Raw genomic sequence first — 13,706 nt, 5'->3', positions numbered from 1 at the left:
CTCTGCCACTCGGTCAGCCCCCGATCGCCGACATCGGCCTTTCCGGCCGTACGAACGAGGGATCGTCGAGGCCCGAACCCGCCTTCTTGCCCCACATCGCCACACGCCAGATCCGGGCGATCTCCTCGTCGGGGGCGCCCGAGCGGAGTGCGGCACGCAGGTCGGTCTCCTCGCGGGCGAACAGGCAGTTGCGTATCTGGCCGTCGGCCGTGAGGCGGGTGCGGTCGCAGGCCGCGCAGAAGGGGCGGGTGAGGGATGCGATCACGCCGACGCGGTGCGGGCCGCCGTTCACGAGCCACTGCTCGGCCGGGGCGGAGCCGCGCTCCTCGTCGCCCTCGGGGGTGAGGTCGAAGCGGGTGCGCAGAGAGGCCAGTATGTCGCCGGCGGTGACCATGTCCTCGCGCTTCCAGCCGTGCTGGGCGTCCAGGGGCATCTGCTCGATGAAGCGCAGCTCGTACTCGTGCTGCACGGCCCAGGCGAGGAGGTCGGGGGCCTCGTCCTCGTTGAGACCGGGCATCAGGACGGAGTTGACCTTCACGGGAGTCAGTCCGGCGGCGCGGGCGGCTGCGATGCCGTCGAGGACGTCCTGATGGCGGTCCCGGCGGGTCAACGTCCTGAAGACGTCCGGGCGGAGGGTGTCCAGGGAGACGTTGACCCGGTCCAGGCCCGCGGCCTTCAGGGCCGTCGCCGTGCGCTTCAGGCCGATGCCGTTGGTGGTGAGGGACGTCTGGGGGCGCGGGTCGAGGGCGGCGACCCGCTCGACGATCCCGACCAGGCCGGGGCGCAGCAGCGGCTCGCCGCCGGTGAAACGGACCTCGGTGACGCCAAGGACACCGACCGCGATGCCGACGAGGCGGACGATCTCGTCGTCGGTGAGCAGGTCGGGCTTGGCCAGCCACCGCAGGCCCTCCTCGGGCATGCAGTACGTGCAGCGCAGATTGCAGCGATCGGTCAGTGAGACCCTGAGGTCGGTGGCCACCCGGCCGTGGGTGTCGATGAGCACGTGGGGCCTCTCCTCAACGCGTATCGGGTTCTTGTGGTTCGTCAGCGAGCGCGCGGCGACTCGGAGCGCGCTGTCATGCGGCCAGCACCGAGGCCGGTGACATCGGGGCCACCGGGACGGAACCGTGGATGGGACCGGGAACGCGGGACAAGGGCAGGCCGGTGCCGCTGTTGGTGTGGGCGATGATCTCGGCGGTGATGGAGATCGCCGTCTCTTCGGGGGTGTGGGCGCCGAGGTCGAGTCCGATGGGTGAGCGCAGGCGTGCGAGGTGCTCATCGGGCACGCCCGCCTCACGCAGACGTTCCAGGCGGTGTTCGTGGGTGCGGCGGGAGCCCATCGCGCCGATGTAGCCGACCGGGAGACCGAGGGCCAGGCGTAGCAGCGGGATGTCGAACTTGGCGTCGTGGGTGAGGACGCAGATCGCGGTACGGGCGTCGACTTCCGTGGCCTCCAGGTATCGGTGGGGCCAGTCGACGACGACCTCGTCGGCGTGCGGGAAGCGGGCGGGGGTGGCGAAGACGGGGCGGGCGTCGCAGACGGTGACGTGGTAGCCGAGGAAGCGTCCGGCCTGGCTGAGCGCGGCGGCGAAGTCGACGGCGCCGAAGATCAGCATGCGGGGCCGCGGCGCGTGGGTGTGGACCAGGAGCGTCAGCTTCTCCGGGCAGGTGTCGGCGTCCCCGCCGACCTCGACGCGGGCGGTCCGGCCCGCCCGCAGCAGTGCGCGGACCTGGGTGGCCACCGCCCGATCCTCCTGACGGCCGCCCAGTGTCCCGTCGTACGCGCTGCCGTCCCCGAGGAGGGACAGGGTGCGGCCGAGAAGGCGCTGCGGCCCGCCCACCACCTGTGCCACGGCGACGGGCAGACCGGCCAGCACGTCTTCCAGGGCGGTGGTGAGGTGGGGCTGGTCGGCGGGGTCGACCCGCTGCACCAGGACCTCCAGCTCGCCGCCGCAGGTCAGGCCCACGGCGAAGGCGTCGTCGTCGGAGTAGCCGAACCGGGTGCGCACCGGGGGTTCGCCCGTCTCCAGCACCTGTTGGCACAGCTCGTAGACGGCGCCTTCCACGCATCCTCCGGAGATGCTGCCGACCGCTTCGCCGTCGGCGTCCACGGCCAGTGCGGTGCCGGGCGGCAGGGGTGCGCTGCCGCTGACCTGGGTGACGGTGGCGAGGGCGAAGGGGCGGTCCTCGCGGCACCAGCGGTACAGCGTGTCCGCGATGTTCAGCATGTGTGGCTCTCCTGGGGGAGGTTGGGAAGCCCGCCGCCGCGCCGGCATGGGGGGATGGAGGCACGGCGGCGGGCCGATCAGTGGGACGCTCAGGGCCCCGCCCGGGTGGCGGGAGGGGCCCGTACCGCCCGGGGTTCAGAGCAGGGCTTCGGCGGTGATGGGCAGTTCGCGGACGCGGCGTCCGGTGGCGTGGAAGACCGCGTTGGCGATGGCGGGTGCCACGCCGACCATTACGAGCTCGCCCAGGCTCTTCACGCCGATGGGGTCGGCCTTGTAGTCCTCCCCGTCGAGGTAGATGGCCTTCAGGTCGGGGATGTCGGCATGGGTCGGCACGAGGTAGTCGGCGAAGTTGGCGTTGGTGATCCGGCCGTCGCGGTGGTCGGTGACCGTGTGCTCCAGCAGGGCCTGGCCCATGCCGCCGATCATCCCGCCCAAGGCCTGGCTGTCGGCGAGCTTGGGGCTGATGATCCGGCCCGCGTCGTAGACGCCGAGCATCCGCCGCATCCGGACAAGACCCAGGCGGGCGTCGACGGCGACCTCGGCGAACACCGCGCCGTAGCCGTACATCGAGAACCGCCTGTCCTGCTCCGGCACCGGGGAGTAGGACCCGCGCGCCTCCAGGTGGGTGCGGTTGTTGCGGGCGAGGAGCTGCCGGTAGGTCTCCCCCCGCGCGGGGTTGCCCGTCACATGCATCCGGCCGCCGCGGACCACGATGTCGTCGGCGTCGACACCGTGCAGCGGTGAGCGCTCGTCCTCGACGGCGAGCTTGATGGCCTGCTGCCGCAGCTTGTCGCAGGTGTCCTGGACGGCGGAGCCCACGCTGGCCATGGTCTGCGAGGCGCCCTGCGGCGGGGCCGGCGGCATCCTGGAGTCGCCGAGCTGGAAGGTGACGTGGCGCACTGCCAGGCCGAGGGCGTCGGCGGCGACCTGGCTCATGGAGGTGTACGTGCCCGTGCCCACGTCATGGGTCGCGGACTGGACCACCACGGTGCCGTCGGCATCGAGCCGGGCGTGGGCTTGGGCCGCGCTCTGGAAGACGTCGTAGCAGCCGGTGGCCACGCCGGTGCCGATGAGCCAGTCGCCGTCACGCGTGGAGCGCGGCCTGGGGTTGCGCCGGTGCCAGCCGAACTCGCGGGCGCCGACGCTGAAGCACTCGCGCAGCCGCCGGGTGGAGAAGGGGTGTCCGCTCGACAGGTCTTCGTCGGGTTCGTTGCGCAGCCGCAGCTCGATCGGGTCCATGCCCAGTTTGTAGGCGAGTTCGTCCATCGCCGACTCGATGGCGAAGCTGGCAGTGGAGTAGCCGGGGCCGCGCATCCAGATCGGGGTGACGACATCCAGCGGCACGGTCTGGGGCGTCTGGCTGACGTTCGGCACGGCGTAGAGCATCTGCCCCAGCGCCAGGTTGGCCTCCCAGAACCGCTCGTAGCTGGAGGTCTCGTACTTGAAGTCGTGGGTCATCGCGGTCAGCCGCCCGCGCCGGCTGCTGCCCAGCCGCAGCTTGTACTCGTACGCGGGCCGGAACCCCACGCTGAAGTACATCTGCCTGCGGGTCAGGACGAGTTTGACCGGGCGTTTCACCTCACGTGCGGCGAGCGCGGCGATGGTGGTGTTCGGCCACCGCCGCAGTCCGTTGCCGAAGGCGCCGCCGATGAACGGCGTTAGGACACGCACGTCCGCCGGTGGAATGCCGAACACGGACGCGAGCTCGTTCTGTGTACCGATCACGTGCTGGGTCTTGTCCCACAGGGTGAGCTTGTTGCCCTCCCAGCGGGCGATGGTGGAGTGCAGCTCCATCGGATTGTGGTGGTTGCGGGAGAGACGGTAGGTCATCTCCATCCGGACGTCCGCGGAGCCCAGCGCTGCCTCGGCGTCACCCCGCGAGTAGGGCCGCGCGAAGGGCAGAGGTCCGGCTTCGGCCGGGGCGTCGGTCAGGTCGGTCGAGGCCTTCTCGGCGTCGTAGGTGACTTTCACCAGGCTCGCGGCGTGCTCTGCGGCCTCCAGCGTGGTGGCCACCACGACCGCGACCGGCTGGCCGAAGAACCGGACACGGTCGTCCTGGAAGACGTGCAGCCGCTCGCCCGGGAAGGGGATGAAGGGGAACTCGCGGTAGGCCAGCTCGGGCGCGTTGCGGTGGCTGATGACCTTCAGCACGCCGCGCTGGGCTTCGGCGTCGCGGGTGTCCATGCCGGTGATACGGCCGCGGCTGATACTGCTGTCGACGACGACGGCGTGCACCACCCCGTCGATGTCGTGCTCGGCGGAGTACTTGGCCTGGCCGGTGACCTTCAGCCGTCCGTCCACCCGGGACAGCGGGGCTCCGACGGCTGCCTGTGGCTGCGGGCTCACTTGCCACCTCCTACGATGCGCAGCTGGCGCTCGACGGTTCGTTTGAGCAACTCGACCTTGAAGCGGTTGTGCTGGAGGGGCCGGGCCCCGTCCGCCGCCCGCTCGGCGGCCTTGGTCCACAGGGCCTCGGACGGGCGCTTGCCGATGAGCTCGCGCTCGACGGCGGTGAGCTTCCAGGGGATGGTGCCCACGCCTCCGGCGGCCACCTTGGCCTGGCGGATCACTCCGCCACGGATGTGCAGGGCGACGGCCGCCGAGGTGAGAGCGAACTCGTACGATTGCCGGTCGCGCACCTTCAGATAGCCCGACTTCAGCGGACGGGGAAAGGCCGGAATCTCCACTGCGGTGATCAACTCACCCCGGCGGAGGGCCTGTTCGCGGTTCGGTGTGCTGCCCGGCTTGAGCAGGAAGCTCGCGAAGGGCACCGTCCGCTCGCCGTCCGGCCCCAGCAGGACCACGGTCGCCTCCAGGGCGGCGAAGGCCACGGCGACGTCGGAGGGATGGGTGGCCACGCAGTCGTCGGAGGTGCCGAGGATGGCGTGTGTGCGGTTGACGCCGTGCAGGGCCGCGCAGCCCGAGCCCGGCTCGCGCTTGTTGCAGTCGGCGTTCACGTCACGGAAGTACGTGCAGCGGGTGCGCTGCATGATGTTGCCGCCGATGGTCGCCATGTTCCGCAGCTGCGCTGACGCGCTCAGCTCCAGCGCCTCGGAGATGACCGGATACAGGGCGCGCACTCCCCGGTGGGCTGCGACATCGGCCATCCGGACCAGCGCGCCGATGCGCAGGCCCCCGCGCTTGGCGACCGTGATCTCGCGCAGGGGCAGGGCGCTGATGTCGACCAGTGTGCGGGGGCGTTCGACGGTCTCGCGCATCAGGTCGACGAGTGTGGTGCCGCCGGCGATGTAACGGCCGCCGTCACGGCCCGCGGTGAGGGCCTGCCGGGTGTCGGTGACCCGGGTGTAGGAGAAGGGATGCATGGGGGCCGTGCCTCATTTCCCGTGCGCGGTCTGCTCGACCGCCCGCACGATCTTCACGTAGCAGCCGCAGCGGCAGAGGTTGCCGCTCATGAACTCCCGGATCTCCTCCGGGGAGCCGGTGTGACCCTCGTCGATGCAGCCGACGCCGGACATGATCTGGCCGGAGGTGCAGTAGCCGCACTGGAAGGCGTCCTGGTCGATGAACGCCTGCTGCAGCGGGTGCAGCCGTTCGCCCTTGGCCAGGCCCTCGATGGTGGTGACCTCGGCGCCGTCCAGGCGGACCGCCAGCGTCAGGCAGGAGTTGACCCGGCGGCCGTCGACCAGGACGGTGCAGGCGCCGCAGGCACCGGCGTTGCAGCCCTTCTTCGAGCCGGTCAGGTTCAGGTGCTCGCGCAGCAGGTCGAGGAGCGAGGTCCGGTTGTCGACCGTGACGGTGTGCCGCTTGCCGTTGACGGTCAGGGAGACGCGGCTGCCGGGCGGCGCTTCGGCGGCTTCCGCGGGCTCGGCGCCGAACACGGACGGCCCCGCTACCAGACCGCCCGCCACGACAGCACCACCGACGGCGGTGGTCGCGATGAACGTACGCCGGGACGGCGCGGACGCGGATCCTTCGGGAGATTGCTCGGGAGATCCCTCGGGGGGAGAAACAGTTGACTCGGGGGGCTCGGTGGACATGACCACTCTCTCGGTCGAGGGAAGGCGGATGGTGGTACCGACCACCGTCATGTGCACGAATCGGCGTGAGGACGAGTCATCACGGCCTCTTTCAGGAGGACGTGACGGCGCACATGCGGGTGGGGGCGTGATGGTGCCGCAAGACGGTCATGCGGCAGATTCCGCGTCGGACCCGGGCCGTGTGCAGCCGCCTGGGAAGCGGGCGGGTGGCGCGCGTCCTGGGCGAAGAACGGCTTCGCGCGCGCCAGTGCCTCGGTGTCCTTCAGGACATCGCCGGGCGCGGTGCCGATGCCGCGAAGGACGCCGCCGAAGTTCATCTTCATGAACGCGGCCCAGTTGTTCACCGCGCTGACCAGCGGTTCGGCGATCCAGGGCAGGTCACCCGCGGAGGTGGTGACGCCCCAGAGGGTGCGTCCGGCCATGGCAGCCCGGAAACCGAGACCGGGGATGTACATCCAGGAGGTCCAGCCGTCCAGGTAGCGCTTGGTGTGGGAGGACAGCGAGTACCAGTACACGGGGGAGACGATCACGATGTCGGTCGCGGCGAGGGTGGCATCGAGGAGCAGCGCGTGGTTGCCCTCCTCGGGCCGCGAGGGATCCCCCGCGCCGTGCCGCAGGTCGTCGAAGTCGGGGAGCGGATGCTCGGCGAGCGAGATCCACTGCTGCTCGACGTCCGCGGGCAACTGCCTGGCGGCCTCACGCGCGAGTAACTCGGTGTTCCCGTTGCTGCGGTGGCTACCGAGGATGAAAAGGAAACGGCGGGACAATGGGGGGATCTCCTTGGTCGGCGCGTGGACGACTGCTGCGGGTGAGCAGCCCCGCCAGGTGGCGTCGTGGGCTGCCGAGTCCCGGCGGTGCCGGTGGGACCGGCGTCCGGGGACACGCTTCACGCCGCGACGGACCAGGCGGGCCGTCGGCCCAGGAGTGGTGCGGCGACCGGAGGTCGAACACGATCTGCAGCCGCCTCACCAGGCCTTCGGTGCGGCACGGCATCCACTGTGCGGCACGGGGAGCGCCACAGCGAGCACAGATTTTTGGGACGACTCGGGTACGTACCACTGCCGTTGGTACGTCTGGCAGTAGCAGCCAGAGCGATCCGACCGCCGGCGGTGGCGTTTCGGTGCCGTCGTCGTAGCCGATCAGGCCGAGAGCACCGAGAAGGTGGGCTCCGTGGGCACCGCACCGTTGGAGGCACTGCTGGGGCAGATGACCCACGCGGTCCAGGAGAGCTGATCGGCGGCCTTACGGCGGCGTGTGATCGCGGGGTGATTCAGCCTGTTCTTGCGAGGAACCCCGGGCGTTCACGCCCGGGAGGAACCGCATCTGGTGGTGGCGGTGCGGAGCACCGCGGAATCGGGCCGGAGGCGACAGGGCCGCGCCGTGGCGCTGTGGCCCTGGGACGGGGGCTGGTCGCTCGTTCGGGTGAGGGAAGGGGAACGTGTGGTGGGTGCTCGTACGGGTGTGTCCGTTCAGGGTCATGAAGCTGGTGGTGCGGGTCAAACTCCTGCCGACGCCCGTGCAGGCGGCGGCACTTGAGGCGACCCTGCATGCCTGCAACGAGGCCGCCACCTGGGCCGCCCACGTCGCCTTCGAGGAGAAGGCGGCCAGAGCCCTGGCCCTGCGCAAGCACACCTACCAGCAGATCAAGACCCGTCGGAATCTGGGTGCGCAGGCCGCCCAGCACGCGATCAAGAAGACCTGCGACGCCTACACCACGCTGCGCGCCAACCTCCGTAACGGAAACTACGGCAGGCCCGGCTCCAGGCGGTACGAGAAGGCGGCCGGCAAGCCGGTCACCTTCCGCGCGGATGCCGCGCAGCCCTATGACGACCGGATGCTGTCCTGGCAGCACGAGCAGCGCACGGTGTCGGTCTGGACCACGGCCGGGCGGATGAAGAACGTCGCGTTCACCGGCGAGCCGGGGCAGCTGGCGGTGGTGGCCGCGCACCGCAAAGGTGAGTCCGATCTGCTGTGCCGGGGCGGGCAGTGGTACCTGCTGGTGACCTGCGACATCGCGGAGGCCGAGGGGAACGCACACCCGGTGGGGTTCGTCGGGGTGGACCTGGGCATCGTCAACATCGCCACCACCTCCACCGGCACGCGGCACAGCGGGCGCCGTCTGAACCGGCGCCGTGAAGCGGACCGGAAGCTGCGCACCAAGCTGCAGAAGAAGAACACCAAGTCCGCCAAGCGGCGGGCGAAGAAGCGCGCGGGCAAGGAGAAACGCCGGGCCCGCGACATCAACCACAAGATCAGCAAGCGCATCGTGGCGGAGGCTCAACGCACCGGTCGCGGAATCGCCCTGGAAGACCTGTCGGGCATCCGCGAACGGGCACGGCTGAGAAGGCCCCAGCGCGTCACGCTGCACTCCTGGTCGTTTCACCAGCTCGGCGCGTTCATCGCCTACAAGGCGAAACGCGCCGGGGTCCCGATGGTGTACGTCGATCCGGCGTACACCAGCCGGGAGTGCTCCCGCTGTCACCACATCGAGAAAGCCAACCGGCCCTCCCAGGCCGTGTTTGTCTGCCGGTCGTGCGGCTTCGCTGAGCACGCCGACCGCAACTCGTCCCACAACATCAGCCACCGCGGCTGGTACGCGTGGGTCCGCGGGGCCGAGTCACAGGCCCCTGCCCTCACCCTCATCGCCTGACCGGCGACACCATCGAGTGTGAGAGCTGGACGCAGCCGGGACCACCGAAGCCATCGGTGAACCCGAGCAGCAAGCCCGTCGCTTCAGCGACGGGTAGTTGACTCTCACCACGTGCGCCTCCGATCGGGTCCTGCTCCGACCAGCCCGGCGAGTCGGCGTACGAGCGTGCCGTGCCCAGCCAGTAGCCCTCGGGACGCTGCCACGCCTCCATCGGCTCCACGGATGTACAGCGACGGCTCCGTCCCTCTGCGGGTGCAGGGGGAAGGAGCCGTCGGTCGGCCGTCGGGGGCCGGTCGGGTCAGCGGGTGCCGAGGAGGGCGCGCCAGGTCTGCGGGCCGATGATGCCGTCGGCCTGCAGCTGGTGGTTCTTCTGGAAGGCGACCACCGCCGACTTCGTCTTGGAGCCGAATGCGCCGTCGACCGCGAGGCCGTAGCCGTAGACGTTCAGTTGCGTCTGCGCTGCCTTGACCGCCTGGCCGGACGAGCCGTACCTCACCGTCTGGATCAGCTTTGACCAGGTGTTCGGGCCGATGACGCCGTCAGCGGCCAGGGACCGGGACTTCTGGAACTGGATCACCGCGGAGCGGGTCTTCGGGCCGAAGACGCCGTCGGCCTCGACCGTGTAGCCCCGCGCGGTCAGCAGCTGCTGGGCGGACCGCACGTCCGCGCCCTTGGAACCGTTCTGGAGGATCGGCCAGGAGACACCCGGGGAGGGGAGCTGTCCGCCGCCACCGCCGTCACCCAGGTTGACCGGGCGGAAGGGGTCGTAGTTGTCACTGCCGATCCCGTACTTGAGCTGCCGGTGGGTCGTGCCGTACGTACCGCGCTGTTCGTACGCCCAGTAGGCGCTGTGCGACGTGTTGGCCCACTTCTCGAAGATCACTACGTGACGGAAATCGCCGTCAGTGGTGCTGTAGTCGATCAGCAGGTCACCCTTCTTGAGCTGGCTCATGCTGCTGAGCCGTGTGGTGACGCCGTTTCGCGAGTCGGCCAGCCCGACGGTGTTCAGGCCGGGCTTCCCCAGCCCGAGCGCCATGGAGACATAGCCGGAGCAGTCCTGGCGGTAGCCGTCCTTCCACGTGCGCTCCATGCTGTAGGGGACCGGGCCTCCGTTGTTGGCCGTGAGCCAGGTGCGGGCCCGGTTGATCATCGTGTCGCGCGAGAGCGTGGCCGTGGCCATGGTCGACAGCTCGCCGGCCTGGGTGACGAGCTTGCTGTCGGCCTCGGGCTCGGGCCCGTAGCCGGTCTCCTTCTGGGCGGCGACCGTCACCGGCGCCGAGGAGTCGCTGTCGGCGAACGACGGTACGACGGCGATTGCGGCCGCGACACCTCCGGCGGCGACGCCTATGAGAGTGACCTGCGCGCGGCGCGTGAGTCGGCTGCGAAGAGACATGATTCCCCCGTATTTCCTTTTGTTGTGGCACGCCGAGCCGAGTGGGCCGACCAGGGCTTGGAATGCTTGTCGTTCATCGAGTGCCGCCTGCGGCCCCTGACGGGGCATCACGATGGCAAGGATTGCTGCCCGGTCCCGGCGTTGTTGCGAAGGACGGGACCAGCCAGGCGGTTTCATCCGGATCACTGGGTGGACCGGAGGGGACGCACGCGGCCTGTCCCCTCCTGCACGAGGGGACGGGCCGCGTGTGTCAGGGGCGCCGGCCGTCCTTGATGCGGCCCTGCGGCACCTGCCAGGTGCCGCTGCACTTCCCGTCGTCGGGGTCGCGCCAGATCTTGATGGCGTAGGCGTCGTTCGCGTAGCTGCCAACCGACGGCCCTCGGAAGGACGTGTGGTCAGCTGCAGGTGCGGTAGTTGTAGCCCGCGAGGCGCCAGGCGCCGTCCTGGACGAACCCGTACCGGTTGTTGTCGTCGCGCCTCAGGGTGAAGTCGTGGGCCGCGCCGTCGTACGTGAGGTAGAGCGTCCCGGAGGACGTGCTGCCCGAGCTGTACCGCAGCTTGTTGTCCGCCTTGCCGAGCGTCAGGGGGCCGACCCGTCCGTCGTCGTCCAGGCCCCAGCGCGTCTGAAGCCGCTTGCTGGCGTATGTGGTGTTGGGGCCGAAGACGCCGTCGATGTCCGCGTAGTCGTAGGCGGTGCCGTTGCTCTCCGTCGCGCCCTCGGCCCAGAGGATCTTCTGCCACAGGCAGGTGGCGTTGGACCTGGCGTAGCTGGCGGACGACAGCGTTCCCTCGTTGCTCCAGTCGTCCGTCCATGTGGTGCCGTAACCGGTGAAGTACCCCTGGGAGGAGGTGGCCGAGGCGGGCGAGGCGCTCATGGCCAGCGCGCCCGTCGCGACGGCGGCGGTGACGGCGGCTGCGAGGCGGGTCCGGGTCATACCGAAGTTCATTGTGTTCCTTCCCCAATTGGCGTGCGTTTGCCGGAGCCGACCGCACCGGCCGGCTCCGCAACGAGCCTGCGGGTTCGGTGTGATGTTGGGCCACAGCTGACGCAGAAGTGACCTCATCCCGGGACGTCCCGCGCGCTGACCTGCGGAGATGTCGCCCGCCGAGTCCCTGCGGCGGGACCGCGACGAGGGGATGGCTGATTCCGCGCCAGGGCGGGGTCGCGCCGGGGCGGGGTGCCCGCTCTGTGATCCCCGTCCCAGCTGATGCAGAATGAGACGGGAACACGGGGGGCGGGCCTGCGGTCCCGGACGCGAGTGGGGGGAAGCGTGTCGCGCTGGAAGGCACTGCCTGTAGAACTGCATCCACACGCCCATCAGTTGATCGTGCGACTGCGCAGGCTGAAGGACCGCAGCGAACTGAGCACGCGGCAACTGGCCGCGAAGACCGGGTACAGCGCGAAGTCGTGGCAGCGATATCTGAACGGCAGGTCTCTGCCGCCCCGGGAGGCCGTCGAGGCGATGGCCCGCGTCGGCGGTGACGATCCGCACCGGCTGCTGGCGATGCACGAGATCGCCGCCCAACGCTGGGCGGAGGGAAGGGCGGTCACCACCGACACCCCCGAGGACTTCTCCGCGACACCGGAACACACCCCCACGGAGCAGCAGCCGTACGGGCGTCACCTGCGCGTCGCGGTCACGGTGGGAGCCGTGGTCATGGCGCTGTCCGTCTCCGCCGCGCTCCTGCTGGCCGTGCGGCTCGCCGAGGCCCGTGCCCAGCTCGCGCACGACCGCAGCGATGCTGTCGCGACGGCCCTGGCCACCGTGTCGGAGTCCATGGTGCCGGTCATCTACACCTGTCGGCTGGAGCAGCGTGACGGCCGCTGGTACGCGGGCCTGAGCCGGACCACGGACATCCTCCTGTCCAACACCCACGTGGGGCTCGAAGTGGCCGAGGCGCAGTGCCTGCTGCGCCGGGCGGGCACTGAGCCAGGGGACATCGACGGCGTCTTCGGCCCCAAGACGCGCCGAGCGGTCGAGCGCATGCAGAAGCAGAACGGGCTGGTCGTGAACGGAGTCATCGACCCGCCCACCTGGCAGGCCCTGCGGGAGGCGGATCCGAAGTGACCGCGGAACACACCCGGCTGGTCGCGGCGCTGCGGGAGCTGCGGGCCGGTGCGGGGCTGAGCCTGGCGGCGCTGGCTGAGCGGACGGCGTACAGCAAGTCCTCGTGGGAGCGTTACCTCAACGGCAAGAGCCTGCCTCCTCGCCAGGCCGTACGGGAACTGTGCCGGCTCGCGAACGAACCGGACGGGCGGCTGCTGGCCCTGTGGGAGATCGCCGAGTCACACTGGAGCGGACGCGCGGTGGCCCCCGCACCCGCCCCTCCCACGGACGAGTCGCCGCGGCCACAACCTCAGGAGGCGCCACCACCCGCCGGGACCGGGCGGCGGCGACGTGGCGGGAGCAGGCTCCTGGTGGTGCTGGCGTCGGCGTACACAGTGATCGTCGGTGGTGCTACGGCCCTGCTGTTCCTCCTGCTGCCGGACTCGGAGTCTCAGGAGGACGAACCGCTACAGGCCTCCGTCCCGTTCTCCCTCGCTCCCCAATGCCACGGAGCCGCCTGCGAGGGCCGGGACCCGATGCGCCTGATCTGCGGCCTCGGCCCCGACACCCTCGCCTCGTACCCCACTGCCACCGGCGCCCACGTCGAGCTGCGCTACAGCAAGAAATGCGGCGCGAGCTGGGCCCGGATCTGGGGGACCGAGATCGGCGACCGGGTGGACGTCACGGCAGGCGGCCCGACCCACAGCGTGCGCATCAGGAACAAGGACGACGCGGCAACCTTCATCTATACGGAGATGACCGAAGTCCGTCCCGGCAGCACCGTCCGGGCCTGCTTCCGGCCCGCGTCGGCCGACGGCGAACGGGAGTGCTTCGAGGCCCGTGTGGGCGGGGCCGCCACCACGACCCAGCTGCCCTCACCTCCAGTGGCGTCAGGCTCTCGCGAGTAGCGTCCGGCCCTCGGACGTGTCGATGCCGAAGTCGGGAATCCTCGGCACGCTCCTGCGCCGGGATCGGCCGGGATCGGCCGGGACCCGCCGAGAAATGCGCGAAGAACTGGCCGACGCCGCCTGATCGCATCGAAGGCACCGTGCTGCGATTCGGCCCGGGCGTGACCAACGCCGTCGCGTACCGCACCCACCGGACGCTCCCCTCCGTACCGCCGCCTCTCGTGCCCCCGCGCCGATGACTGCGCAGCCATGCTCTGCTCGTGCTGGTGGTGCTCTGTGCCCTCGCGTTCTTCGCCTGGCAGCGCCTCGGTCGGCCCCTGCGGTCACACCGAGGGCGGCCGCTACAACTCCCTTGACACCACAGGTCCGTGGAAGACGACGGACATCTCCAGCAACTTCACCGTGAAGCTGTACGACCAGGCCAGCCATGGCGCGGACTAGCTCGACAGGCCCCACCGCGTCCCCGCCCGCACACCGCGCA

Annotated in this window: 11 protein-coding genes and 1 pseudogene; 4 read left to right on the top strand and 8 right to left on the bottom strand. The window is 70.3% G+C overall.

Going from position 1 to position 13,706, the window contains the following annotated elements:
- Positions 1-13: 13 nt before the first annotated feature.
- The 6 genes from moaA to F3T56_RS15895 all read right to left on the bottom strand — a co-directional run bounded on the left by moaA (position 14) and on the right by F3T56_RS15895 (position 7,116).
- A complete protein-coding gene (gene moaA, locus F3T56_RS15920) occupies positions 14-1,003 on the bottom strand; it encodes a GTP 3',8-cyclase MoaA (protein WP_216372966.1) in 990 nt (329 codons plus the stop codon).
- Positions 1,004-1,076: 73 nt separating this feature from the next.
- Positions 1,077-2,228 carry an XdhC family protein gene (locus tag F3T56_RS15915; RefSeq protein WP_149825840.1) on the bottom strand — a complete coding sequence of 384 codons (1,152 nt, stop codon included), beginning with the start codon at positions 2,226-2,228 and terminating at the stop codon, positions 1,077-1,079.
- 135 nt (positions 2,229-2,363) lie between these two features.
- A complete protein-coding gene (locus F3T56_RS15910) occupies positions 2,364-4,574 on the bottom strand; it encodes a xanthine dehydrogenase family protein molybdopterin-binding subunit (RefSeq protein ID WP_149825839.1) in 2,211 nt (736 codons plus the stop codon).
- Positions 4,571-5,551: an FAD binding domain-containing protein gene (locus tag F3T56_RS15905; protein WP_149825838.1), complete on the bottom strand. Its 981-nt coding sequence runs from the start codon at positions 5,549-5,551 to the stop codon at positions 4,571-4,573. Before F3T56_RS15905 ends, F3T56_RS15910 begins: the two co-directional genes overlap by 4 nt.
- Before the next feature lie 12 nt (positions 5,552-5,563).
- Positions 5,564-6,226, bottom strand: a complete 663-nt coding sequence (locus F3T56_RS15900) for a (2Fe-2S)-binding protein (protein ID WP_149825837.1) — start codon at positions 6,224-6,226, stop codon at positions 5,564-5,566.
- Between the two features lie 47 nt (positions 6,227-6,273).
- The gene (locus tag F3T56_RS15895; RefSeq protein ID WP_425473575.1) at positions 6,274-7,116 is read right to left on the bottom strand and encodes a flavodoxin family protein; all 843 of its coding nucleotides are present in this window, start codon (positions 7,114-7,116) and stop codon (positions 6,274-6,276) included.
- A 587-nt stretch (positions 7,117-7,703) separates the two neighbouring features.
- Between F3T56_RS15895 and F3T56_RS15890 the strand changes: the two genes are divergently transcribed.
- The gene (locus F3T56_RS15890; protein WP_149825836.1) at positions 7,704-8,876 is read left to right on the top strand and encodes an RNA-guided endonuclease InsQ/TnpB family protein; all 1,173 of its coding nucleotides are present in this window, start codon (positions 7,704-7,706) and stop codon (positions 8,874-8,876) included.
- Between the two features lie 298 nt (positions 8,877-9,174).
- On the opposite strand, the gene F3T56_RS15880 is transcribed toward F3T56_RS15890, so the two are convergent.
- Together F3T56_RS15880 and F3T56_RS15875 are read right to left on the bottom strand one after the other, a co-directional pair.
- Positions 9,175-10,269, bottom strand: a complete 1,095-nt coding sequence (locus F3T56_RS15880) for a peptidoglycan-binding domain-containing protein (RefSeq protein ID WP_149825835.1) — start codon at positions 10,267-10,269, stop codon at positions 9,175-9,177.
- 395 nt (positions 10,270-10,664) lie between these two features.
- Positions 10,665-11,216: a peptidoglycan-binding domain-containing protein gene (locus F3T56_RS15875; RefSeq protein WP_246203643.1), complete on the bottom strand. Its 552-nt coding sequence runs from the start codon at positions 11,214-11,216 to the stop codon at positions 10,665-10,667.
- A 324-nt stretch (positions 11,217-11,540) separates the two neighbouring features.
- Between F3T56_RS15875 and F3T56_RS15870 the strand changes: the two genes are divergently transcribed.
- The 3 genes and pseudogenes from F3T56_RS15870 to F3T56_RS15855 form a co-directional block, all read left to right on the top strand.
- Positions 11,541-12,338 carry a peptidoglycan-binding protein gene (locus tag F3T56_RS15870; protein ID WP_149825834.1) on the top strand — a complete coding sequence of 266 codons (798 nt, stop codon included), beginning with the start codon at positions 11,541-11,543 and terminating at the stop codon, positions 12,336-12,338.
- Positions 12,335-13,225, top strand: coding sequence for a helix-turn-helix domain-containing protein (locus F3T56_RS15865; RefSeq protein WP_149825833.1), 891 nt, complete (start codon positions 12,335-12,337; stop codon positions 13,223-13,225). The genes F3T56_RS15870 and F3T56_RS15865 overlap by 4 nt, the downstream gene beginning before the upstream one ends.
- 321 nt (positions 13,226-13,546) lie before the next feature.
- Positions 13,547-13,663, top strand: a pseudogene (locus tag F3T56_RS15855) (cellulose-binding protein); the annotation flags it as partial.
- Between the last annotated feature and the right edge of the window lie 43 nt (positions 13,664-13,706).

Origin of the sequence: Streptomyces tailanensis, assembly GCF_008386495.1 — a bacterium.
GTDB classification, from domain to species: domain Bacteria; phylum Actinomycetota; class Actinomycetes; order Streptomycetales; family Streptomycetaceae; genus Streptomyces; species Streptomyces tailanensis.
The sequence above is the reverse complement of the archived record's forward strand: the minus strand, read 5'-3'. Positions and strand labels throughout refer to the sequence as shown.

What these genes read in the sequence shown, in the direction of transcription:
- F3T56_RS15875 (WP_246203643.1), bottom strand. Translation starts at nt 11,216, where the DNA reads ATGAACTTCGGTATGACCCGGACCCGCCTCGCAGCCGCCGTCACCGCC.
- F3T56_RS15915 (WP_149825840.1), bottom strand. Translation starts at nt 2,228, where the DNA reads ATGCTGAACATCGCGGACACGCTGTACCGCTGGTGCCGCGAGGACCGC.
- F3T56_RS15890 (WP_149825836.1), top strand. Translation starts at nt 7,704, where the DNA reads ATGAAGCTGGTGGTGCGGGTCAAACTCCTGCCGACGCCCGTGCAGGCG.
- F3T56_RS15905 (WP_149825838.1), bottom strand. Translation starts at nt 5,551, where the DNA reads ATGCATCCCTTCTCCTACACCCGGGTCACCGACACCCGGCAGGCCCTC.
- F3T56_RS15900 (WP_149825837.1), bottom strand. Translation starts at nt 6,226, where the DNA reads ATGTCCACCGAGCCCCCCGAGTCAACTGTTTCTCCCCCCGAGGGATCT.
- F3T56_RS15880 (WP_149825835.1), bottom strand. Translation starts at nt 10,269, where the DNA reads ATGTCTCTTCGCAGCCGACTCACGCGCCGCGCGCAGGTCACTCTCATA.